The sequence below is a fragment of the Olleya sp. R77988 genome (genome assembly GCF_044594215.1).
GTDB lineage: Bacteria > Bacteroidota > Bacteroidia > Flavobacteriales > Flavobacteriaceae > Olleya.
In genome coordinates this window covers 2,202,533-2,227,698 of record NZ_CP138988.1, presented here as the reverse complement: position 1 = coordinate 2,227,698, position 25,166 = coordinate 2,202,533, and the positions used below count along the sequence as shown (strand labels likewise).

At 31.1% G+C, this 25,166-nt stretch carries 20 protein-coding genes; 7 read left to right on the top strand and 13 right to left on the bottom strand.

Annotation, left to right across the window (positions count from 1 at the left end; all coding sequences use genetic code 11):
* Positions 1-5 precede the first annotated feature (5 nt).
* Together SJY17_RS10125 and SJY17_RS10120 are read left to right on the top strand one after the other, a co-directional pair.
* Entirely contained in the window at positions 6-4,889 is a 4,884-nt protein-coding gene (locus tag SJY17_RS10125; RefSeq protein ID WP_397362439.1) for a LamG-like jellyroll fold domain-containing protein, read from the top strand.
* Positions 4,890-5,128: 239 nt separating this feature from the next.
* Positions 5,129-10,492: a LamG-like jellyroll fold domain-containing protein gene (locus SJY17_RS10120; protein ID WP_397362438.1), complete on the top strand. Its 5,364-nt coding sequence runs from the start codon at positions 5,129-5,131 to the stop codon at positions 10,490-10,492.
* Positions 10,493-10,578: 86 nt separating this feature from the next.
* Here SJY17_RS10120 and hisS read toward each other — a convergent pair whose 3' ends face one another.
* The 6 genes from hisS to rpsF all read right to left on the bottom strand — a co-directional run bounded on the left by hisS (position 10,579) and on the right by rpsF (position 14,738).
* A complete protein-coding gene (gene hisS, locus SJY17_RS10115) occupies positions 10,579-11,949 on the bottom strand; it encodes a histidine--tRNA ligase (protein WP_397362437.1) in 1,371 nt (456 codons plus the stop codon).
* A 179-nt stretch (positions 11,950-12,128) separates the two neighbouring features.
* Positions 12,129-12,596, bottom strand: coding sequence for a DUF6495 family protein (locus SJY17_RS10110; protein WP_397362436.1), 468 nt, complete (start codon positions 12,594-12,596; stop codon positions 12,129-12,131).
* 47 nt (positions 12,597-12,643) lie between these two features.
* Positions 12,644-13,540 carry a glycerophosphodiester phosphodiesterase family protein gene (locus SJY17_RS10105; RefSeq protein WP_397362435.1) on the bottom strand — a complete coding sequence of 299 codons (897 nt, stop codon included), beginning with the start codon at positions 13,538-13,540 and terminating at the stop codon, positions 12,644-12,646.
* A gap of 103 nt (positions 13,541-13,643) precedes the next feature.
* Complete coding sequence (rplI, locus tag SJY17_RS10100; protein ID WP_397362434.1) at positions 13,644-14,087, bottom strand: 50S ribosomal protein L9; 444 nt, start codon at positions 14,085-14,087, stop codon at positions 13,644-13,646.
* A 13-nt stretch (positions 14,088-14,100) separates the two neighbouring features.
* A complete protein-coding gene (gene rpsR, locus SJY17_RS10095) occupies positions 14,101-14,397 on the bottom strand; it encodes a 30S ribosomal protein S18 (protein ID WP_028291330.1) in 297 nt (98 codons plus the stop codon).
* 2 nt (positions 14,398-14,399) lie between these two features.
* Positions 14,400-14,738 carry a 30S ribosomal protein S6 gene (rpsF, locus tag SJY17_RS10090; protein WP_397362433.1) on the bottom strand — a complete coding sequence of 113 codons (339 nt, stop codon included), beginning with the start codon at positions 14,736-14,738 and terminating at the stop codon, positions 14,400-14,402.
* Positions 14,739-14,948: 210 nt separating this feature from the next.
* On the opposite strand from rpsF, the gene SJY17_RS10085 reads away from it, so the two are divergent.
* Positions 14,949-15,644 (top strand): LytR/AlgR family response regulator transcription factor, encoded by a 696-nt coding sequence (locus SJY17_RS10085; protein WP_397362432.1) that lies wholly within the window; start codon positions 14,949-14,951, stop codon positions 15,642-15,644.
* Positions 15,645-15,768: 124 nt separating this feature from the next.
* On the opposite strand, the gene priA is transcribed toward SJY17_RS10085, so the two are convergent.
* Genes priA through nadC form a run of 3 tightly spaced genes read right to left on the bottom strand, consistent with a single transcriptional unit; the run spans position 15,769 to position 20,093 of the window.
* A complete protein-coding gene (gene priA, locus SJY17_RS10080) occupies positions 15,769-18,225 on the bottom strand; it encodes a primosomal protein N' (protein WP_397362431.1) in 2,457 nt (818 codons plus the stop codon).
* 35 nt (positions 18,226-18,260) lie between these two features.
* Positions 18,261-19,190 (bottom strand): YihY/virulence factor BrkB family protein, encoded by a 930-nt coding sequence (locus SJY17_RS10075; protein ID WP_397362430.1) that lies wholly within the window; start codon positions 19,188-19,190, stop codon positions 18,261-18,263.
* 42 nt (positions 19,191-19,232) lie between these two features.
* Positions 19,233-20,093 (bottom strand): carboxylating nicotinate-nucleotide diphosphorylase, encoded by an 861-nt coding sequence (gene nadC / locus SJY17_RS10070; protein ID WP_397362429.1) that lies wholly within the window; start codon positions 20,091-20,093, stop codon positions 19,233-19,235.
* 100 nt (positions 20,094-20,193) lie between these two features.
* Here nadC and rlmH point away from each other — a divergent pair, with 100 nt between their 5' ends.
* Positions 20,194-20,667 carry a 23S rRNA (pseudouridine(1915)-N(3))-methyltransferase RlmH gene (rlmH, locus tag SJY17_RS10065; protein ID WP_397362428.1) on the top strand — a complete coding sequence of 158 codons (474 nt, stop codon included), beginning with the start codon at positions 20,194-20,196 and terminating at the stop codon, positions 20,665-20,667.
* Here the strand turns inward: rlmH and SJY17_RS10060 are convergent.
* Genes SJY17_RS10060 through SJY17_RS10050 form a run of 3 tightly spaced genes read right to left on the bottom strand, consistent with a single transcriptional unit; the run spans position 20,633 to position 21,769 of the window.
* Entirely contained in the window at positions 20,633-21,187 is a 555-nt protein-coding gene (locus SJY17_RS10060; RefSeq protein WP_397362427.1) for a hypothetical protein, read from the bottom strand. The two genes, rlmH and SJY17_RS10060, sit on opposite strands and share 35 nt — an antisense overlap.
* An 18-nt stretch (positions 21,188-21,205) precedes the next feature.
* On the bottom strand, positions 21,206-21,520 hold the full coding sequence (locus SJY17_RS10055) for a hypothetical protein (protein ID WP_397362426.1): 315 nt from the start codon (positions 21,518-21,520) through the stop codon (positions 21,206-21,208).
* A 60-nt stretch (positions 21,521-21,580) separates the two neighbouring features.
* Positions 21,581-21,769, bottom strand: a complete 189-nt coding sequence (locus tag SJY17_RS10050) for a hypothetical protein (protein WP_397362425.1) — start codon at positions 21,767-21,769, stop codon at positions 21,581-21,583.
* 76 nt (positions 21,770-21,845) lie between these two features.
* Between SJY17_RS10050 and SJY17_RS10045 the strand changes: the two genes are divergently transcribed.
* Positions 21,846-22,421 (top strand): non-canonical purine NTP diphosphatase, encoded by a 576-nt coding sequence (locus SJY17_RS10045; protein ID WP_397362424.1) that lies wholly within the window; start codon positions 21,846-21,848, stop codon positions 22,419-22,421.
* A 54-nt stretch (positions 22,422-22,475) separates the two neighbouring features.
* On the opposite strand, the gene SJY17_RS10040 is transcribed toward SJY17_RS10045, so the two are convergent.
* Positions 22,476-22,994, bottom strand: coding sequence for a hypothetical protein (locus tag SJY17_RS10040; protein ID WP_397362423.1), 519 nt, complete (start codon positions 22,992-22,994; stop codon positions 22,476-22,478).
* Positions 22,995-23,143: 149 nt separating this feature from the next.
* Here SJY17_RS10040 and SJY17_RS10035 point away from each other — a divergent pair, with 149 nt between their 5' ends.
* Positions 23,144-24,163: a hypothetical protein gene (locus tag SJY17_RS10035; RefSeq protein ID WP_397362422.1), complete on the top strand. Its 1,020-nt coding sequence runs from the start codon at positions 23,144-23,146 to the stop codon at positions 24,161-24,163.
* Positions 24,164-24,298: 135 nt separating this feature from the next.
* Positions 24,299-24,961, top strand: coding sequence for a DUF6678 family protein (locus SJY17_RS10030; RefSeq protein ID WP_397362421.1), 663 nt, complete (start codon positions 24,299-24,301; stop codon positions 24,959-24,961).
* Positions 24,962-25,166: the final 205 nt, after the last annotated feature.

Sequence of the window (25,166 nt, the reverse complement as noted above, 5' to 3'; positions counted from 1 at the left end):
CAATTATGAAGAATTTTTACTTTATTAAATTAATTGTACTTGCCCTATTCTTAACAAGTCCAATTCAATTGTTTTCATTAAATTCAGATCTTGAATTTTCAAAAAAAAACAATACTAGTTATAATTTAAATGAAGATTATGCACCAACATTTTCTAATGTAAGTGTTTCTGTAGTTTGGCCTTTATACGCAAATGAAAACTCCGTATATATCTATGCTCCAGACGGAACACTTATAAACTCAATTACTGGTTCAGGATCTAGCTATAGTACTACTTTAGAATTAGGGTGTTTAGAAGACTTAAATAATTATTACTTTATAATGTACGATTCCTACAATGATGGATGGAATGGTTCAGATAATATAACAATTACTGCTTCTGGAACAAATGTTGTAAACCAAAATGGAAATAGCGCTACTTCTTCTGGTACTACAGTATATTTTAATGTATCAGGTGGTCTTTGTGCTGGAGAAATGAATATTACTAGTAATAGTACAGATATATTAGATGACAGCATAACTGCAACTGGATCTAATAATACAGATTTTGGATTTGTTGATGTAGCAACAAGTGTAACTAGAACCTATACTATAGAAAATACTGGTGGTGGAACTTTAAACTTAACAGCTCTTTTAAGTCCATACATAACTATTAGTGGAACTAATGCTTTAGATTTTTCTATATCTTCTGCTCCATCAAATACAATAACAGGAGGTGGTAGTACAACTTTTAATATAACTTTTACACCATTAGCAGCAGGAGTCAGGTCTGCTACTATAACAATAGCAAATGACGATACAGACGAGAATCCTTATAATTTTATAATTCAAGGTACAGGTGATGCTCCTTTAACTGAAGGTCCAGGTGGTGTTACAGCAAATTTAAAGTTATGGCTAAAAGGAACTGATGGATTAAGTTACACAGATGGACAAAGCATAAGTATGTGGAATGACCAAGGTAGAGGTGGTAATGCAACAATAAATACTCCAGGTCAAGAGCCTACTTTTTATGACAATACAACTCAAAATATAAACTTTAATCCAGTTGTTGGGTTTAACAATAATCCAAACTCTCCATACGAAACTGACCCTACAGTTACTCCACAGCAGTATCTTGAAGGATCAGCAGGTTTCTACACACAAGAAATTTTTATTGTAGCTATTCCAGATGAAACTGTTAGTAGTACTTATGGAGCAATGGATATGTTTTGTGGTGATGCAGACAGCTCATTAGATACAGACAAAGATGTTACAGGACTAGGATGGGGAGGTTTTACAGATAGATTAGATGATGAAGTATTAACTTTTGCTATAAGTGGTACTCCTGATCCAAATCCTTCAGACTTATCCTTAAGAGGCTACGGAAAAGCACATACAAGTACAACTGCTAACTATACTAACGCTGGAATAATTAACGCAAGAAACAACTCAACTTCTGCTCCAACAGCGCAAGATCTATATTTTAATGGTGAAGATATTGGAACTGGCGAATCTGGAGTACCACAATTTGCTAATGTAAGTGATTCAAGGTTTTGGATTGGTAGAAGTCAAGCTTATAGAGGAAGTTTTAAAGGAAAAATTGCCGAAATAGTTACTTTCTCTAATACATTAAATGATGCAGATTTAACAGATCAAAGAAATAGAGTACAATCTTATTTAGCAATAAAATACGGAATTACTTTAGGGTCAAACGGAACCTCTCAAGATTATGTTGATAGTGATGGTACTGTTATTTGGGATCAATCTTCAAATTCTGGCTATAACTATGATATTACTGGAATTGGTCGTGATGATGATGCAAATTTAAACCAAAAACAATCAAGCAGTATAAATAATGCTACAGATGGTATTGGCTTAATCGAAGGTATTCTAACAATTGGATTAACAGATATTTACGATACAAACAATCTAAACAAAACAAACAACTCCAACACTTTTGATGATAAATCATATTTAATGTGGGGAAATAACAATGCAAGTTTAGATGCTGCTCCAAATACTGTTGCAGTAGATATGAGTGCTGGTATTTCTGGATTATCAACACCTGTAAGTTTTATGGGTATGCAACGTATATGGAAAGTAGTTGAAAATGGTAGTGATATTGATGATGTAAAAGTGTCTATTCCACAAAATGCAATTAGAAATATTAGCCCTCCAGGTAACTACTATATGTTTATCTCAAGTACACCTGTATTTGATCCAACTGCAGATTATAGAGTTATGAAGCAAAATGGGTCTAATCTAGAAACAATTTATGATTTTGACGGAACAAAATATATCACTTTTGGATATGCACCTCAAACTATTGTTGAGCGCTCAGTATACTTTGATGGTAATGTAGATTACATAGACATGGAAGATGCTTTAGATTTAAATACTTCAGGTTTTACAATATCAGCTTGGATAAATAAAGACTCAAAAAACGTTTCTATTTTATCAAAAAGAGATGCAATATATACTGAAGGTTATGATCTTAAAATATTAAATAATGACAAACTAAGAATGTCTTGGGGAGTTTCTGGGACGAATTTTATCGATTCTTCAACAAAAATTCCAGATAATGAATGGCATCAAGTAGCCGTAATTTATGATGGTACAAATGCAAAAATTTATATTGATGGTGTATTAGATACAGATAAAAATTTACCTGCTCCTACCACTACATCTCAATCATTTTTTATTGCAGCTGCAGGTAAAAATACTCCTAACTCACATTTCAGAGGAAATATTGACGAAGTTAGAGTATGGAATACTGCTTTAACTGAAGATCAATTACATTTTTTAATGAATCAAGAGCTTGAAGAAAACTCAAACTTTGTTAATGGTAAAGTAATGCCAACCACAATAACAAAAAATGATGCAGCATCAATACCTTGGTCTAGTTTAGAAGGGTATTACCCAATGTCAATTTATACTTATACAAATACTAATGATGAGTCTGGAAACAACAATCAAGGCGCATTAAGAAATTTAAATACAGTAGATTATCAAACAGCACCATTACCATATAAAAGTACTACAAATGGAGATTGGGATACAAACTCATCTTGGTTAAACGGAAATGTCCAATATATACCAGGAGCAGTATCTATAGTAGATAACACAAAAACTGTAAATTGGAATATTGTTGAAACAAATCACAATATTACTTTAGATAATAGTACTTTACCTTCTGCTAGTAATGGTAACAGAACCGTTTTAAGTTTAGATGTAAAAAGTAATAAATTATCTGTAACTGGAGATAACAATACAGATACAGGAAATGGTTTAACAATTTCACATTACTTAAAATTAGATGGTAAGATAGATTTACAAGGAGAATCTCAATTAATTCAAACAGAAGACAGTGACTTTGACTCAACAAGTACAGGTACTTTAGAACGTGACCAACAAGGTACAAGAGATTTATTTACATATAATTACTGGTCTTCACCAGTTGGAGTTAGTAATGCTACAACAAATAATAATTCTTATACATTACCACAAGTATTTAAAGATGGTACTGACCCAAATAATCCAGTAAACGTTAATTTTATTACAAATGGATATAATGGTACTTCTGGTACACCAATTGGTATAGCAGATTACTGGATTTGGAAATACTCTAACCAGTCTGGTGATTACGCAGATTGGCAACATGTAAGAAGTACTGGAACTTTAAAAATAGGTGAAGGATTTACCATGAAAGGTGTTACAAACACAAGTGGTAATGTTACACTAGAACAAAATTATGTTTTTGAAGGAAAGCCAAACAATGGAGATATTACTTTACCAATTACAGCTGGAAACGAATATCTAGTTGGTAATCCGTATGCTTCTGCAATAGATGCAAATCAATTTATTATTGACAATGCTCCAACAATTGAAGGTCCTGGTAGTACTACTGGTACGCTTTACTTCTGGGAACATTGGGGAGGAGGATCTCATAATTTAGGTGATTATCAAGGTGGATATGCTACCTATAACTTATCTGGAGCAACTCCTGCTGCTAGTTACGGAACTAATGACCCTTTAGTAGCAACAGGTGGTACACCAGTAAAGCTACCAGGTCGTTATATTCCTGTGTCACAAGGTTTTTTAGTAAAAAGTGAAAATACAGGAAACATTAGATTTAAAAACAGTCAACGTACTTTTGAAAAAGAAGGCACATCATCGTCAATTTTTGTAAAAGCATCAGCACAATCTGCAACAACTAATAATTCTTCGGATAATAGATTAAAAATCAGATTAGGATTTAATTCTGTAAATAGTTTACACAGACAATTATTAGTAACTGAAGACACAAACGCAACTCCTGGTTATGATTGGGGTTATGATGGTATAAATAACGAAACTCAACAAGATGATATTTATTGGATGGTTGACAATGAAAAATACATCATTCAAGGAACTAATGATATTAGCGCTACAACTATCCTACCTATAGGTATACATGTTGATAGTAATGGTTTAAACACTTTTACAATAGACGCATTAGAAAACGTACCTGATAACTTAGAAATTTATATCTATGATACAGTTACAGATACATATAATGATATAAGACTAAATGATTTTTCAATTATTTTAAATACTGGAGAATATTTAGACCGTTTCCAATTAAGGTTTAGTCAATCTAACTCTTTATCTGCTGAAGACTTTGAATTTGAAACAAACATCAACTTCTACTACGCTAATGAAAATAACATTATTGTAATTAACAACCCAAAACTAGAAGTTATCAAAAAGGTGTCTTTATACAACTTATTAGGACAAGAGATAATATCTTCAACTGAATTTGAATCTTTAGATTTAATAGAAATAAAAACTAACCCAATCAGTACAGGTACTTACATTTTAGAAGTAAAAACTGATGAAGGTAAAATATCTAAAAAAGTTTTAGTCGAATAAAATAGCCCCAAATCTACTTTATTCTTAACTAGATTAAAACCCGAAACATACGTTTCGGGTTTTTTTATATCATTTAATACAAATCAACAAAACACACTTAATCTTGTTTATTTGTGTTTAAACGATTAATGATTGATAAACAATGTATTTCATCGAAAATATTTGCATTTAAGCTTGTAAAACAATAGTTTTAGCATAGAATTCAATATTAGTCCCCAAACTAAACAAAATTCCTGCTTATGAAAACTTTTACCCTTAAAGTATTAAAAGCTAAATTATTAAATAAAAACTTAATAATATTAGTAGCATTTTTAACCTTTTCAATTTCTTTTGCTCAAACTTCAGCTGTTCAAGTTTCTGTAAATTGGCCAAGTTGGTCTTCAGAAAATCGAGTTGAGATTTATAACCCAAGTGGTACACTATTAGCAACCATAGATAATGGTTATAATGGTAGTGCTAACAACTCATACTCTACAACTTTAGACTTAAGTTGTATTGCAGATGGTAATAACTATTATATTATAATGTATGATACTTATGGAGACGGTTGGAATGGAGCATCAAATATTACAATTACATCTAGTGGTACAACAGTATTAACAAATTCTGGAGCTGGAACAACAACTTCTGGTACAACTCTAAACTTTAATGTTTCTGGAGGATGCTCTGGCACTTGCTCTTCAACAGTAAGTAGTTTTCCATATACAGAAGGTTTTGAATCTGGATTAGGTGCATGGACACAATCAACTACAGATAATTTTGATTGGACAAGAAACTCTAATGGTACACCTTCAAGTAATACAGGACCATCTACTGCAAATGGTGGTAATTGGTATTTATTTACAGAATCAAGCGGAAACTATAACAATACTTCTAATTTAATTAGTCCATGTTTTGATTTAACAGGAGCGACATCTACTCAATTTTCATTTTACTATCATATGTATGGAAGTAATATGGGAACTTTAAATGTTGACTTAAGTACAAATAATGGATTAACTTTCCCTACAAATCTTTGGTCTCAAACTGGTCAAGTACAAACTAGTAATGGAGCTGCTTGGACATTAGTAAATATAGATTTAAGCGCATATACTGGACAAACAATTAGTATAAGAATTTCTGGAATAACAGGAAGTAACTACAGAAGTGACATGGCGATTGATGATATATCAATAACTGCAACTACAGTCGCTCAACCAGAAATAAACTTAACTGGAAATAGTACAACAATTAATAGTGGTGATTCTACACCTGATGTTTCTGATAACACAGATTTTGGATCTACAAATGTATCTGCTGGAAACATAACTAACTCTTTTACAATTAATAATGTTGGTACACTTCCATTAAACTTAACAGGAAGTGCTCCTTATGTAACAATAACTGGAGCAAATGCTTCAGACTTTACATTATCAAGCTCACCTTCCACTCCTATTTCTGCTGGTAACAATACAAATTTCGATATTACTTTTGACCCATCTTCAAATGGATTAAGATCCGCAATAGTAACTATAGCAAACAACGATTCAAATGAAAATCCTTACACATTTTATATTCAAGGATATGGTGTAACACCATTAACTGAAGGTCCTGGAGGAATTACAGCTAATTTAGAGACTTGGTTAAAAGCAAATGATGGAGCTGGTATTAGCGACAATCAGCCATTATCTACATGGTATGATCAAGCCAAAACAAACAATGCAACAGTTAACACAACTGGACAAGAGCCTACGTATAGAGATAATCCAAATTACAACGTAAACTTTAACCCTGTAATTGATTTTGATAGTAGCTATAGTTTAGCTCCTGTTGATGGAGATTTCTCTTATGACGATACTAATGGAGATTTTTTAGAAGGTAGTTCTGGTTTTCATACACAAGATATGTTTGCAGTAATCTTACCAGACTCTAATATTGATACAACTTTTGGAAACATGGATATTTTCTGTGGAGATGAAGATATCTCTACAGACACAGAAGATGTTACAGGATTTGGTTATGGACGCTACTCTGCAAGGTTTACTAATGAAGTATTTGGGTATTGTGTTGGACCAACAACAACTTCTGCTCCATTTACAGGTTATGGTGTTGCAGATAACAACAATACAGCAAACTATAATAATGTAGGTATATTAAATGCAAGAAACAACACGTCTGCAACGCAACAAGAGTTATATTATAACGCTAATAATGTAGAAACAGTACAAAACGATTTACCTGATTTTTCTAATGTAAATAATTCTCGTTATTGGATTGGAAGAAGCGAAGGGTACGAAGCTTCAATGAACGCAAGAGTTGTAGAAGTTATATCGTTTTCTTCTCGTAAAAGTGATGCAAATCTAGTGGACGAGCGCAATAAAATTCAATCCTACTTAGCAATAAAATATGGTGTTACTTTAGGAGTAAATGGTACATCACAAGACTATGTAGCATCAGATGGATCTACAATCTGGGATGCTTCTGCTAACTCTGGATATAACTATGATATTGCTGGAATTGGTCAAGATGATGATTCTGATTTAATTCAAAAACAATCAAAAAGTGTAAACAATAGCAGTATTGTTGCTATGTCATTAACTAATACCGAATTAACAAACAATTTAAACTCAAGCACATTTAATACTAGTAACGAGTTTTTAGTTTGGGGTAATGATGGACAAAACACTAATACTTCTGGAGTATCAATTACAGTTAATTTAGGACCTGCAACTATTACAACAGTTACTGATGTAATGAACAGAAAATGGAAAATTGTTGAAACTGCTGGAGATGATGTTGGAAAAGTTGAAGTTTCTGTTTTTGAAACTGACTTAGCTGGTTTACCACCTTTAGTAGGGAATGATGCATATGTGATGCTAGTATCAGATGATTCTGCGTTTACAACAAACTTACAAACAGTATTCCTAGACCCTAGTACTTTTAATAGTCTTGCAACAAGAGAAGGTACTTATGATTTTGATGGAACTAAATATTTTACATTTGGTGTTGCTCATGAAGAAGTAAGATCAAGACATTTAGGTTTTGATGGTATAGATAACGTAACAGTAGTTGGTGACAAAGTAGACTTAGCAGGAGATTTTACAGCTTCTGCTTGGGTAAAGCCTGATGGTTCTAATGCATTAGCTACAGACAAAATAATTGTTTCTAAAAACAATGGTGTTGAAGGATATAAATTCTTTTTAACAGATAACAATACAGTAAGTTTCTCTATTGGTAATTTACCAGCAGACAGAATAAACTCTAACACTACATTACCAAATAACGTTTGGCATCATGTTGCTGTAATATACCACAGTAATACCGCAAGATTATATATTGATGGAGTATTAGATAACACAAAAACAATTACTAACCCAACACCAAATGGAGCAGAGTTTGCTATTGGAGCAATATATGTTGACAAAACAAACGTACTTGACTATTTTAAAGGTGATATTGATGAGATTAGAATTTGGGACGAAGCATTGTCTCTTCCACAATTACAGTATGTAATGAATCAAGAGTTAGAAAAAGTTGGAACTGTAGTAAATGGTGCAGTAGTACCAAATGCAATTACTAAAAATGAAATTAAATCAGTAAGCTGGACTAACTTAAAAGCTTATTACAACATGAACTCTTATATCGGAACACATCTTAATGATGTTTCTGGAAACGGAAACAGAGGAAGCTTAACAGATCCAGATCAGTTTACTTTAGAGTATCAATCCTCTCCTCTACCTTATAACTCTAATGCAAATGGAAGTTGGGATACTAACAATTCTTGGGTAAATGGTTCTGAATTATATATTCCAGGTTCTGCTTCAATTGTAGATCCAAATATTACAATAGATTGGAATATTGTTAAAACTAATCACGACCTTACTTTAGACAACACATCTTTACCTTCTGTAAACAATCAAAACAGAACAGTTTTAGGGTTATTTGTTGAAAGCAACAAAATAACTGCTAATGGAGATACTGCCTCAAATGTTGGTAACGGATTAACTATTACACACTATTTAAAATTAGATGGTAAGATTGATTTAGAAGGAGAGTCTCAGTTAATACAAACATTAGATAGTGATTTAGACACAACTAGTGCAGGTACTTTAGAGCGTGACCAACAAGGAACACAAGATTTATATACGTATAACTACTGGTCGTCACCAGTAGGAATAAGCAATATAACTAGTAACAATAACGACTATACTTTACCTTCTGTTTACAAAGATGGTACAAACTCTGCTGCTCCAGTAAACATCAATTTTTTAACTAGTGGTTATAATGGTACTTCTGGTACACCAATTGGTATTGCAGATTACTGGATTTGGAAATACGCAAATCAATCTGGAGCTTATGCGGAATGGCAACACGTACGTAGTACAGGATCATTATCTGCAGGAGAAGGTTTTACAATGAAAGGTGTACAAGACACAAGCGGAAACGTATTATTAGAACAAAACTACGTGCTTGAAGGTAAACCAAACAATGGTGATATTACACTTCCTATTACTGCTGGAAACGAATATTTAGTAGGTAACCCTTATGCTTCTGCAATAGATGCTCATCAATTTATATTAGACAATGCTCCTACTATTGAAGGTGCTGGTAGTACAACTGGTACATTATACTTCTGGGAACATTGGGGAGGAGGATCTCATAATTTAGCAGAGTACCAAGGTGGTTACGCAACTTACAACTTATCTGGAGCAACTCCAGCTGCAAGTTACGGAACAAATGATCCATTGGTTGCAACAGGTGGAACACCAACAAAATTACCAGGTCGTTACATTCCAGTTGCACAAGGTTTTTTTGTAAAAAGTGAAAACACTGGAAACGTAAGATTTAGTAATAGTCAACGTGTTTTTGAAAAAGAAGGAACGTCTTCTGTATTTGTCAGAATGTCTGCAGAAAACAGTACTGCTACTAATTATAATTCTGATAATAGGTTAAAAATTAGATTAGGTCTAAACTCTGTTAACGGAATACACAGACAACTATTAGTAACTCAAGATCCTAACTCAAAATCTGGTTATGATTGGGGTTATGATGGAGAGTTAACAGATGAACAAATGGATGACATGTACTGGGTTATTAATAATAACAATTACATTATCCAAGGTACAGATGTCATTGATGTAAATACAGTGTTACCAATAGGTATAAAAACAAATACTGCTGGAGATAACACATTAACTATTGATGCTCTAGAAAACGTACCTACCAACTTAGACATCTATTTACACGATGCTGTAAATGGTACATATCATGATTTAAGACAATCTGACTTTGTAATTAATTTAGCTGCGGGAGAATACTTAAATCGTTTTGAAGTCGTATTTAATGTACCTGGAACTTTAAGTGTAGAAGATGAGGTTTTACAAACTCAAATAAACACTTATTATGCTAACAACTCTCAAAGTATTGTAGTAAATAACCCAAAATTAAACACTATTAAAACTGTAAACCTTTATAATATTTTAGGTCAACATATCATTAATTTTTCTGAAATAGAAACACAAGATTATATCGAGTTAAAAACAGATAAATTAAGTACAGGAAGTTATATCATTAAAATAAAAACGGACGAAGGTGAAATCTCAAAGAAAGTTTTAGTTGAGTAAGTGAATGCCCCAAATCATTTCACATTTTCACTAAAAAAAGCCGAAACGTAAGTTTCGGCTTTTTGATTTTATATAAGTGAAAAACTTTATTTCAACTTAGCAATCAAAGTCGCTAAGTCTACTTTATCTTGTTCTCCACTATTCATGTTTTTTAAAGTGAATTGATTATTCTTCAACTCTTCCTCACCTACTAAAACTACAAATGGTATGTTACGCTTATTAGCATAATTCATTTGTTTTTTCATTTTAGCATTGTCAGGATACAATTCTGCATTAATATTATTCTCTCTTAATGCTTTTATAGCTTTTAAGCTGAATAACAATTCTTTATCTCCAAAATTGATGAATAACACTTCTGTAGATTTTGTAATAGTTTCAGGAAATAAGCCTAACTCTTCCAACACCAAATAAATACGATCTAATCCAAAACTAATACCAACTCCACTAACGTTTTTAAGACCAAATATTCCTGTTAAGTCATCATAACGTCCACCTCCACCAATGGATCCCATTTTTACACCTTCTGGTGCAGAGACCTCAAAAATAGCTCCTGTATAATAGTTTAACCCTCTAGCTAAAGTGACATCTAATTGTAACTTAGCAGATTTTAAACCTAAAGTAGAAATAGCAGTATTAATAAACTCTAATTCTTCAATTCCTTTTTGTCCTTCTTCAGACGTACTTAGTATAGATTTTAAACTGTCTATTTGTGTTCCAAAATCTCCTTTTAAAGTAAATAATGGTTGTAGCTTAGAGATTCCTTCTTCGGAAATACCTTTGCTTAGCATTTCTTCTTTTACCTTCTCCTCTCCTATTTTATCAAGCTTATCTAAAGCAACAGTAAAATCTATTAACTTATCACTTGCTCCAATAACTTCTGCAATACCAGATAATATTTTACGGTTATTAATTTTTATAGTTGTGCCTTCTAATTTAAGTGCAGTAAAAACATGGTCATACAATTGCACAAACTCTACCTCTTGCCATAAACTATTACTACCTACAACATCTGCATCACATTGGTAAAACTCTCTAAAACGTCCTTTTTGAGGTCTATCTGCACGCCAAACAGGTTGCATTTGGTAACGTTTAAAAGGAAAATCAATCTCGTTTTGGTGTTGTACTACGTACCTTGCAAAAGGGACTGTTAAGTCATACTTTAAAGCTTTTCCTGAAATCTTAGCAGTTACTTTATTTGAGTTTTTTTCAGCATACAATTCGTCATTTACTTTAGATAAATAATCACCACTATTCAATATCTTAAAAATCAGTCTATCACCTTCTTCTCCATATTTACCCATTAAGGTGTCAGAGTTTTCAAAGCTTGGTGTTTCTATAGGTTGAAACCCAAAACGTTCAAATTTTGTCTTTATAGTACTAAAAATGTAATTGCGTTTTGCAACTTGTTCTGGATTAAAATCTCTGGTTCCTTTTGGTATGCTTGGTTTTTGTGCCATATTTATTCTCTTTGAAAAAAGAGATGTTTTTTGTGTCTTCTCGATACAATTTGCTTATGCTTCACAAATCACTCGAAGTGACGTTAACTCTATAATTAATCACTACTTTAACAAAAATAGTAGTTTAGTTTTTAAAAACGAAAGTTAATTAATTAGATTACTGCCTACGCATAAACTTGTTAATTAATCAATTTAAACAAATACTCATACAATTGTCCTTTTGTAATATTTGCGCCTTGTTGTATTAATTTAAATTTATCCAAACTTTTATCTTCAGAATAGTCTTTTTTACCTTGTGTAAACTTAACACTATCATCCATCAAGTTTTCGCGCAACCAATTAAACCCATCTGTAGTGGTCACATCTATTGGATTTTCTATTTTAATACTAATAACATGCATGTGATCCTCTTTTAAAGCAAATAAATGAATGTTTTGAGGTGATATATGCTCTACATACTTAGCAGCTGATAATACACCTTCCCAAACCAAATCGCTAAACACATCCAGCTCCTGCTCTGCTACTTCTGGTTTTTCCTTTTTTAATGTTGCCCACTCATCTGCTGTAATGGTTTGAGTTGCTAAAAAATTAATAAACTCTTGTTGTAACTCTTCAAATTGTTCTTTTGTTAATCTTGAATACTTCATTTAATACTTGTTTCTTTCATTTCCGTGAAGACGGAAATCTTATTCTTTTATTTTGTAATCTTTAATGCTTTTGCAACTTCAAAATGCCTATCTGTTGCAAACACGTCAATTCCTTTACTTCTCCATATAGTATAAGGCACTTCGCCTTTTGCTTGAGCTTGCTTATCTAAATTACCTAATGTACCAAGTATGGTCTTAATACCATAGGATTGTACTTTTTTATAAAAGCTATCTGGCGATAATTTTGTACCTGTAAATGCCAACATATTTTGTGTTGGTATTTTAGAGTGTAATAACCAATCTAATTCTTTATCGTTTCTAGCAGAAACCGATAACAATAATTCTGGTGCTAATTTATAAGCTTCTGTTGCTTGTTGCAAATCATAGGTTATTAAAATAGAAACATCTTCTGCTTCTAGTTTTTTAACCAAATAGACTATTGCATCAAAAGACACACTTCTTTTTTTATCTAATGTTAAAATTACATTATTCTGCTTTGCCCAAAGCAACACGTCTTCTAGCTTTGGTATTTTATAATTGGTTGTATTACCATAATCGTCCACTAGATTAAAAGCTTGCAACTCTTTGTAGGTGTATTTATTTAATCTGTCTGTTCCTGTTGTGGTACGCTCTAACGTATTATCATGCATTAACACTAACACATTATCTCTGGTTTGCGCGATGTCTATTTCGTAAATAGCTGGAATGCTATCGTTAATATACTTTAAGGTTTCTAAACAGTTTTCTGGGTAGTGCTGCAATCCTTTTCCACCTCTGTGGACACTAATAATTAAATCGTCTTTTGGATTATATTTAAAAGATTCGATTAATGCTGATTGCTTTTTATTGACTTCTACTGTTTCGGCTGAAACAGAAACATCAGGATTTTTGTCCTTGCAAGACACTAAACTTATTAAAAGGAAGATAAAATATAAATTCTTCATGGCTCAATTTCCGCGAAAGCGTTATTAATATTAAGTTTTTTAAATTAAAAAAACCGTCTAGAAAGCTCTAAACGGTTTTTATTATAGTATAATAAGTTTGAAATTAAGCTTGTGCTACAACTTCAAATTCTAAATCTACATTTACTGCTCTGTGTAAACGTACAGCTGCGCTATATTTTCCTAAACGCTTAACTGTTGTTACAGTAATGTATTTTTTATCAATTTCTTGACCTTCTTTAGCTAAAGCTGCTGCAACGTCTATGTTGTTTACAGATCCAAATAATTTTTCTCCTTGACCAACTTTTGCTGCTATTTTAATTTCTAAAGCTTTGATAGCTTCTGCTACTTTATTTGCTTCTTCAACTTCTTTAGCCTCTTTAAAAGCACGTTGCTTTAAAGTTTCTTCTAATACTTTTTTAGCAGATTTTGTTGCTAAAATTGCATGACCTGTAGGGATTAAAAAGTTTCTACCATAACCGTTCTTTACCGTTACAACATCGTCTTTAAATCCTAAATTCTCAACGTCTTGTTTTAATATAAGTTCCATTGTTATGCTATTTTTATTTTAATAAATCTGCTACGTAAGGCATTAAAGCTAAATGACGTGCTCTTTTTACAGCAACAGACACTTTTCTTTGATACTTTAATGATGTACCTGTTAAACGTCTTGGTAAAATTTTACCTTGCTCGTTAACAAATCCTAATAACCAGTCTGCATCTTTGTAATCTACATACTTAATACCAGACTTTTTGAAACGACAATATTTTTTGTTCTTGTTAGTTTCTATATTTAAAGGAGTAAGATATCTAATTTCTCCTTCTTTTTTTCCTTTTGCTTGTTGATCTATACTTGCCATAATTACGCTTTTTGTTTAAGTTTAACTCTTCTACGTTCCGCCCATGACACTGCATGTTTGTCCATAGCTACAGTTAAGTAACGCATAAAACGCTCGTCACGTCTAAACTCTACTTCTAAAGGATTGATGTGTTCTCCATCTACTTGAAATTCAAATAAGTGATAAAATCCACTTTTCTTGTTTTGGATTGGGTAGGCTAACTTCTTTAGTCCCCAATCTTCTTTTGATACCATCTTTGCTCCTCTAGACGTAAGAAAATCTTCGTACTTCTTTACTGTCTCCTTTATCTGAGTTTCAGATAAAACGGGATTTAAGATGAAAACAGTTTCATAATGATTCATAAAAATCTAATTTATTGTGTTAAAAATGAGTGCAAAAATAATTCTTTTTATTTAATCTCACAAGTAGATGTGTGTCTATTTTACCTTAATAAAAAGCATTCATTTTTATCTTTAGCAAATGTTAAAATTTACATTTTAGCGATGTTTTTTGGTTTTAATCCGAATTTTTTGTACTATTGTCGATAACTTAACCTATAAAGAATAAATACTATGATATTAAATTGTGTAGTAGTTGACGATTCAGCAATACAAAGACTATCTATTGTAAAGCTAATTGAAAACAACAATAATCTAAACTTAATTGCTGAATACAGCAGTGCTTTAGAAACTAAAAATGGATTAAACACGCATAAGGTAGATCTAATCTTCTTAGATATTGAAATGCCTGTATTAAATGGTTTTGAATTATTAGACGTCTTAAATAATAAACCCCAAATTATTTTTGTGACTGGTAAAACAGAATATGCATTTAAAGCATTTAACTACGATGCAACAGATTATTTACAAAAACCAATTACTAGAGAGCGTTTTAATACAGCTGTAGACAAAGCTGTAGAGCAACACAAACTTAAGCTTGATTTTAATCAAGAAGAAGGCGAGCATATTTTTGTAAAAAGTAACCTTAAAAAACGTAAGGTTTATATTAGAGATATTAAATGGATCGAAGCGCTTGGTGACTATGTAAAACTAGTTACTGAAGACACTAGTCTTGTTGTACTATCTACAATGAAAGCTTTTGAGCATGAATTACCTGAAGGTAAATTTTTAAGAATCCACAAGTCTTACATTGTTAATCTTGACAAAGTAGATAGATTTAACAGTAAAAATGTTGAAGTTGGAGCTTATGAAATACCTTTAAGTAGAAATAAGAAAACACAATTAGTTGATGCTTTAAATAGCATATAAAAAACACTAATTACTTTATAGAATTAAATCCTGCTTTTTTAAGTGGGATTTTTTTATTAGAAAAGATTCCGCTATACAGCAGAATTAATTTGGTAACCAAATTTGCTTACAAATTTATATCTAATTAATAATTATCCACATTAATTATTAATCGTACTGCTTTAAAATCTCCAATAGCATTAAAAGTAGTTTCTACCCGTTTTATTGCTTCTTTGGTTTTACCTAAAGGTTGACCTTGTGGTATTTTAATTAATATGTTTTTATGATATTGATTACGTATTCTTGAAATTGGCGGAAACTCTGGTCCTAAAACATTATGTTTAAACAGTTGCGATAACGCTTTTGCCAACCAATCACTAGCCATATTTACCTTATTATAATCACGATGTTTTAAGGTGATTTTAATTAATCTATAATATGGTGGATATTTATAATTATAACGGTCTTCAAGCTGCTCTTTAAACATTGCAACATAATCATTAGTAGATACTTGTTGTAATATTTTATGATATGGATTATAGGTTTGTATTAAAACCTTCCCTCTTTTTTCTGTACGTCCTGCTCTACCTGACACTTGAAGCATTAACTGAAAACTACGCTCATGTGCTCTAAAATCTGGAAAGTTTAACATGTTATCTGCATTCATAACACCAACCAACTTAACGTTTCTAAAATCTAATCCTTTGGTTAGCATCTGTGTACCAACTAGTACGTCTATCTCTTGCTGTTCAAACGCAGTTATAATTTTTTCATAACCAAACTTACCTCTTGTGGTATCTAAATCCATTCTACCCACTTTAAGGTCTGGAAATAACTGTTTGACTTCGCTTTCTATTTGTTCTGTTCCAAAACCTTTGGTGTCTAAATCTGCTGTTCCGCAAGCCATGCATTTTAATAACATTGCACTATTATAGCCACAATAATGACAACGCAATTGGTTGCGATATTGATGATAAGTTAAGCTAACGTCACAATTTGGACATTGTGGTGCATGACCACAAGTACCACACTCTACAATTGGAGAATACCCTCTTCTGTTTTGAAACAAAATTATCTGATGACCATCTGCAATTGCTTCTGTCATTTCTTCGATTAACCTATCGGTAAAATGACCTTTCATTTTTTTACGTTTCTGCTTGTCTTTAATGTCAACCAGCTCAATTTCTGGAAGCTGGACATTGTTGTAACGTCTATTAATTTGGACTAAGCCATACTTTTTTTGTTCTGCATTAAAATAACTTTCTATACTTGGTGTTGCACTACCTAAAAGGGTTTTTGCTTTAAAAAACGAAGCCAAAACGACAGCTACATCACGTGCATGATAACGTGGAGCTGGATCAAATTGTTTAAATGACGACTCGTGCTCTTCGTCCACAATAATTAACCCTAAATTATTAAATGGTAAAAAGATAGACGATCGTGCACCTAAAATTATTTTCGCTTTAGCGGAATTATTTAAAACTTGATTATAAACCTCTACACGCTCATGAGCTGAGTATTTACTATGAAACACTGCCACTTGCTCTCCAAAATAGTTTTGTAAACGTGTAACTAACTGAGTAGTTAAAGCAATCTCTGGTAACAAATACAAGACTTGTTGTCCTTTTGTAATAGCCTCTTCTATTAACTTAACATAAACTTCTGTTTTACCAGAAGAGGTTATTCCATGCAGTAACACCACATTCTGAGTTTCAAAACTGGTATGTATTTGTTTTAAAGCCTCAATTTGATATTTGTTTAATTGTTTTGAAGCCTCATTCTCTTCGCCTTCATAAACAATTCGATCCGTTTGGATATGATAATCTTCTAAAATTCCTTTGTCTATTAAAGCTTTTACTGTTGCAGAAGATGTCTTGCTTTCTGCCACTACGTCTGCAACTTTTACTGGTTTTTTTGTTTTTGCCGAAATAGAAAACAACGTTAAAATTACATCGCGTTGCTTTTTTGCTCTGCTACTTAATTGTTCTAGCAAATTATTTAAAGCACTTTCAGAAGTATAATCTGAAGTTAACTTAACGTATCTAACATACTTTGGTTTGTACTTATCATAAATTTCTTCATTTAATATAATTGCTTCTTTTTCTACTAAACGTTTAACTACTGGAAGTACATTTTTCTTATCTAAAATATTAGAAATATCTTGAATCTTAAGTGACGATTGATGCTGCAAGGCTTCGTAAATAAGAAATTCGTCATCTTTTAAGTCAACATCATTGATTTGCTGACTTTCATTTTTACTAATAATAGTTTCGCTTTCTAACAAAAAGGCATTTGGCAATGCTGCACGCATAACCTCGCCTTCTGTACACATATAATACTTTGCAACCCATTGCCACAATTGTAACTGCAATTGGGTTACAATTGGCGTCTCGTCTAGTATTTGATGAATCTCTTTAGCTTCATAAATTACTGGAGCTGTTTGATGGATATTTGCTACAATACCAGTATATATTTTAGATTTCCCGAAAGGGATAGACACACGCATTCCTGTTTTTAAAAACTCGCTTTCTGCTTGCGTTATACTATACGTAAAACGTTTTTCTAAAGGAATTGGAAGTATGACATCTATAAAGTGATTCAATCTAAAAATGTATTTGTTTGTGTTACTTATTGTCTTTAAACCTTATTTCTAAGTTGTTTTAAAGACATATTTAGCTCGAAGCCCAATAATAAAATATTTGCGTTTAGCCATAAATAAAACAGCAATATTAATATAGCTCCAATAGAACCATACAACTCGTCATACTTGGCAAAATTTTCGATATAAATTCCAAACAAATAAGACGTTAGTAATATTAAAATGGTTGTAAATAAAGCTCCTACAGAGAAAAACCTAGACGACTTCCCCTCTGCTGTTCCAAAATAATACAACACAGCTGTTGCTAAATATACCATTACTACAAAAAAGCCATATTGCGCCAAAGTACTCCAGATACTGACTTGACGCTTTTCTATATAACCATAGTCTTTTAAATTATCTATAACATAGATATTAAAATACCCTAAAAAAGCAACGGTTAGTATTAGTAAAAAGGATAATATTAAAGCAATCCCTAAAGCGTACAAATATTGTTTAACAACATTACGTGTTAATTGTTGATGGTACGAGTTTTCAAAACCAGAAAACAAAGCGTTAATACCATTTGCCATTAAAAATATGGATAGTAAAAACACCGAAGATAATAAGCTACCGCTTTGATTACCTCCTATATTATTAAATATCCTATCAGAGAAAAAATCTGATGTTGTTGGTGGTAAAATAGACTCTAAAAACACTAAAAAATCGGTTTGAAAATCCTCAATTGGTATATACGGAATGACAATAATTACAAATAACAAAAACGGAAATAAAGCCATAAAAAAACTATAAGCAATTGCACTTGCTCTAGTTCCTAAAGTGCCTTTAGCAATACCTGTAATATATAATTCTAGCAAATCATATAGAGATAAACCTTCTAAACCAGGTAGCTTTATTTTACCTAAAATTTTCACTAATAAATTAATGACAGGTATTTTACTAAGCTTATCTTCTATTGCTTGAGACATATTTAAGCTAAAGAGTTTAAAGTATTTAAAGTTATAAAGTTTCTAATCTACTGCTTTTAAACTTAAATCCATATTATAAACGGAATGTGTTAACGCTCCAGACGATATAAAGTCAACACCACAAAGTGCATACTCACGTATTGTTTTTTCGTTAATTCCTCCAGAACTTTCTGTTAAACATTGGTCACCAATTAATTTTACTGCTGTTTTTGTGTCTTCGTAATTAAAGTTATCAATCAAAATTCGGTATACACCTTTAGATTGTAAGATTTCTTTAATTTCGTCTAAATCTCTTGCTTCAACAATTATCTTTAAATCGCGATTAGTATCTTTTAAATATTGCTTTGTTTTGTCGATAGCTTTTGTAATTCCGCCAGCAAAATCTATATGATTATCCTTAAGCATAATCATATCATACAAGGCAAATCTGTGGTTTTCTCCTCCTCCTATTTTAACAGCCCATTTTTCTAGAGCTCTAATTCCTGGAGTGGTTTTACGTGTATCTAAAACTTTTGTTCCTGTACCTTCTAATAAATCTACAAATTGTCTTGTTTTAGTTGCAATTGCACTCATACGTTGCATGGCGTTTAGTACTAAACGTTCTGCTTTTAAAATAGATTGCGATGCTCCTGTAATATAAAATACGATATCTCCATATTTTACATGACTTCCGTCTTCAATAAGTGTCTCTACAGTCATGTTTGGATCTACGTAATTAAAGACTAGTTTTGCAAATTCTACACCTGCGATAATCCCTTCGTCTTTAACTAAAAGCTTTGCTTTTCCCTTAGTTGTTCTAGGAATACACGATAATGAACTATGATCACCATCTCCAACATCTTCTCTAATAGCATTGGTTATAATTAATTCTATTTCTTTGTCAAATTGAGCTTTACTTATCATTTCAAAATTGTTTGATGTAAAAATAAGAATACATTTTTGGTTTATGATTTATCAGATGAAAAAATTTATGAATCTTATATCTTAAATCGTAAATTTGCATATGACCATAAAACTACTTGCTATAGGTAAAACCGATAATAAGCAACTACAACAGTTAATTCAAGATTACACAAAACGTTTAGGTTTTTATATTAAATTTGATTTAGACATAATTCCAGATTTAAAAAAGGTTAAAAACCTAAGTGAAGAACAACAAAAACAAAAAGAAGGCGAGCTTATTTTAAACAAACTAAAACCTACTGATGTTTTAATTTTGTTAGATGAAAACGGAAAACAATTTGATAGTGTTGAGTTTTCTAATTACCTACAAAAACACATGAATTCTGGAATCAAACAACTGGTTTTTGTCATTGGTGGTCCTTATGGCTTTAGTAAAGACGTGTATACTAAAGCTCAAGGAAAAGTATCCTTATCTAAAATGACTTTTTCTCATCAAATGGTACGTTTGTTTGTTATAGAGCAGCTATATCGTGGATTTACTATTTTAAAAAATGAACCTTATCATCATCGATAAGACCTTTATCGTTTCTTTTTTTATGTCCAGTAAATTTTTGCCTAAAACGTTTTTGTTTTTTAGATACAAAAGAAGAACTCTTTAAATCCTTTTCTTGTTTTTCTTTTTTTAAATCTTCAATTAATTTAGATTTAACTTTAGTAACCAATATTGCATCCCGTTTTAAATAACTATATACACAACCAACCAAACAAGCAAGTCCTAAAACTATTGGAATCGATCCATTTTCTATTAAAGGAAACTGTGTATATAAATTAACTGCTAATCTAGGCTTGTAATTAAACAAAATGTACAATCCGTAAGAAGAAGACAATAGTCCAAAAAGTGAAAATAAAACAATACTTTGATTTATATTTTTTAAAGTTGTTTTCTCTAACTTGTCAATATTAACATCGCTTAAAACAGGATTTTTTAGCTTTTGTTGGTTTTCGATATAGTGTAAAAAATTGTTATCAAAAGACTTAAATGATAAGCCATAGCTCCTTTTTTCAAGGTCTTGATTTGTAATCTTATATTTCACGCTTAATGTAAATATGGTTTACTTTTTTAAAAGTGTCATTACTTCTTTATTTCCCGAACGACTCATTGTAAACTGCAAAGTATCCTTGTTTAACTTAAGGATCTCAACAGCTATTTCCATTTTATCATTAGGTGTACAATACAACAAACCATTTTCAATTCTATAACTTCCTTTGGCTAAATCTGATTGTATTTTAGACTCGTAAGTCATATTTGCATCAAATGCAAAAAAAACACCGTTGCAACCACTATCTTCAGTAACCACATTAGTCCAATTAGTACAGTCCCAATCACCTATGATATTCTTCGAATATTCGGAATCATTACAAGACATAAAAAGGACGATACTTAAAAGGCTAATATATTTTTTCATATTAATTAAATTTAGGTTTTCTTATTTTAAAATTGAACAGTTTTTCTTGTCTTTCTTGATTTTATTGGATAAAAAACCATTAATAATAGAGAAAGCGACTAATACAATTGCAAAAAAATATTTCCAATTTGGATTTTCTTTAAAAAGGTAAGACCCTACTAATATAATTACAGCCCAAACTATTGCGTTTATTAAAATTATTTTTTTCATACTTGATTAGACACAATTATTTAGTTTTAGTTACATAAATTATTAGTTATTCTTAATTTGCCTAAAAATTAGAGTTATGCAAATCGTTTTCGCAACAAACAACCAAAATAAACTAAAAGAAGTCCAAAGCTTAATACCAAATCATATAAAACTATTAAGTTTAAAGGATATTGGTTGTTTTGAAGATGTTCCAGAAACGCAATTAACTATAAAAGGTAATGCTATCCAAAAAGCAGAATACATCAAACAACACTATGGTATGGATTGCTTTGCAGACGATACTGGATTACAAGTTGAGGTGTTAAATGACCAACCTGGTGTTTTTAGTGCGCGTTATGCTGGACCACAACGCGATGCAAATGACAACATGGATTTATTATTAACAAATCTAAAAGATAAAAACAACCGAAAGGCACAGTTTAAAACAGTCATTGCATTGCATATAAATAATACTTTAGAAACCTTTACAGGTATTTGCAAAGGAGAAATAACAGTAAATAAACAAGGAGAAGCAGGTTTTGGTTATGATCCTATTTTTAAAGCTGAAGATTACACTAAAACCTTTGCAGAAATCTCATTAGACGAAAAAAATAAAATTGGACATCGTGGTAAAGCTGTACAATTGTTAGTTGATTATTTAATCAAATTATAATAAAAAAATCCAGCAATATGCTGGACTTTTTTTGTTAAAATTAAGATATAAAAATTACTTTTTTATAACAGAATTTATAGAACGGTTAATTATATCAATATATTTTTGATCTGCATTTTCTTCTAACATTCCCATAACCATCATACAAGTGTTTTCATCTATTTCCATACAATAAATTGCATTGGTCATTGTAACACCTTGGGTATTACTTGTACCTTCCATAAACAAGACTTTTACTCCATTAACTTCTTTCTCTCCTGTATCAGAAACTACAAACCCATCTTCAGGCGGATTATTCATTTTTGTTCTACTTACTTCATAAGATTCCGGAATGTACATAGCTAAAAGTACAGCTTTAGGCTCTTCTGACACATATGTATTATTACCAACACTCTTAAAAACGTCTTCATCCACAATCATGTCAATCTCTTTTCTCATTAGTTCCATTACTCTTTTTACTTTATCATCAGACTCAGCAGTTTCTGTACCTTCTGTAACTTCTACTTCTGTTTCTTGAGCATGTAGATTAACTCCTAACATTAAAAACAAAAGTGCAAACAGTAATTTTTTCATAATCGAATCTTTTTTTTAATATCGTTAAATATAGACAATAAGGAAATAATAACCAATAATTAAACATTTTATAACTGTACTGTATTTGGCTTTAAAAAAATTAAATTACCTTACGATTGGGAACAACTAAATATTTTCAGTTCTGTTTTATGAAAAAATTTATTATTAAAATCATCCTTTTTATATTACCCTTATCAGTTTTTTTAATTGATGGTTTTTTACCTGTAGACACTTTTGCCTATAGACCTTGGGAAGCGCTTAAATATAATAACAAAAATGGCGTTGCTTTTCCTTTTTACCCAAATCAAGACTTAAACATGCACTCTTCAGGAGACTTACTCCATCATACAGAACATGCCATCATAAAAAAAGAACATTGGATTACAGATAAATTAGGTTATAGAAACGATGTGTTTGTCAAAAAACCTAACATTGTATTAATTGGCGATTCTTTTATTACAGGTTCTGGTTTAACACAAGACTCTACCCTAACCAATGTATTAAAAAACAAATTAAACACAGAAGTTTACAACATGGCTCCTGCAAGTTTTAATGATTTTATAAGCCTAATAAGCAATAATATTATTGAAAAACCTAAGCTAGTTATCTTTAGTAAAATAGAAAGAGATATTCCTGCTCCAATTAAAGATAATGTAGGAGAAGTCCATAATAGAAAAGCATCTAAATTTTCTATTTTTAAAGATAAAATAATTAGACTGTATTCTTTTAAATATTTAAAAGCAAGACTAAAATCAAAACATGGTAATGGTATTTCTGGTAAGACAGACTCAACCATGTCTTTTTTAAATGGAAAAAATCAAAAATATAATTATGATGAAATTGACGATATTGTTAAAACAATAAAGTCTTACAAAAACTATTGCAAGTCTATAGGTGCTCGTTTTATCTTTCTTCCAATACCAAATAAAGAAACCGTTTATTTTGATAAAATACCACTTAAAAAACAACCAGATTTTATTCCAAAATTAGATGCTTTACTTAGCCTTAATAAGGTAGAAGTCATAAATACTCAAAACATATTTAACCAGTATAATAAATCAAATACAAAAAACCTTTACCATCTTGATGACACACATTGGAACTTTAATGGATTAGAATTAATTAGTAAAAAAATAATAAAATTAATAGGTCAAAACGAGTTACATTAAATGTTTTATAAAAGAACAATAGTTGACTTTTAAAAAAAAATCAACTACCTTCGAAAGTAATTGAACTACTGATATAAATCATTAAAACGATATCATATCAGTGAAATAGTTACCTGCAATACAATCAAACTCGATATGAAAATTGAAAAAGACACTCCAGTCAGACTAAAATCATTTTTGGGAACACTCACTTCTTCTGAAAAAGTAAATGAGAATGAGAATTATTGGAAATTAATTGGAGAAACAGGGAGGGTTATAGAAAATGAAAACATTAAGAATGGTAGAGTTCTTGTATTATTTAAAAATAATTTAAACGACTATAATCTTGAAAATCACAACCAAATTAACAATTCACTGTGGTTAAAAAAATCAGATTTGGAATTAGATAATTATGGAATTCATATTAAAAAACTGAACAAAGAGATTTCGAAGAGAACAAGTTTTATGAGTAATACAAAATGGTTCAAATTGTTTACAAAAATTGAAGAAAATAAATTTGACATTCAATCTGCATATATCAAGTTCCTTCTAGAAGACAGAAAATATAAATTTCGTTTTGGAGGATTTGACACCACAGGATTTGGAGATGTTAGTGCAATAGGTCCTTTTAAGTTTAAAGAAATTGAGTGGATTTTAATACCTGAAAAACACGAAATAGAAAGATGGAATAGAAATGAAAAGTTAACTTCTGAAATTATTTCTCAGCCATTAATTGAAATTAAAAAAATTATGACTTCTTTAGGGCATTTTGAATACGATAAAACAGAAGACGAATTGAAAATATACGGATATAAATAAGTAAAAAAGTAAAGCAGGTAACAAGGTATAAAAAACATAGGGCATTTGTGATAAACCGAAAGGTCTGTGCTTATTTACAAAGTCCGCTAAATATAAAATTTGGCATTTATAATAGAAAAGATAAAAGCAAAATATTTATATTTAGCTAAGTAATAAATCGAAACGAAAGTGCTTACCACCTGCCCTACGTTTCTTATACTGAACG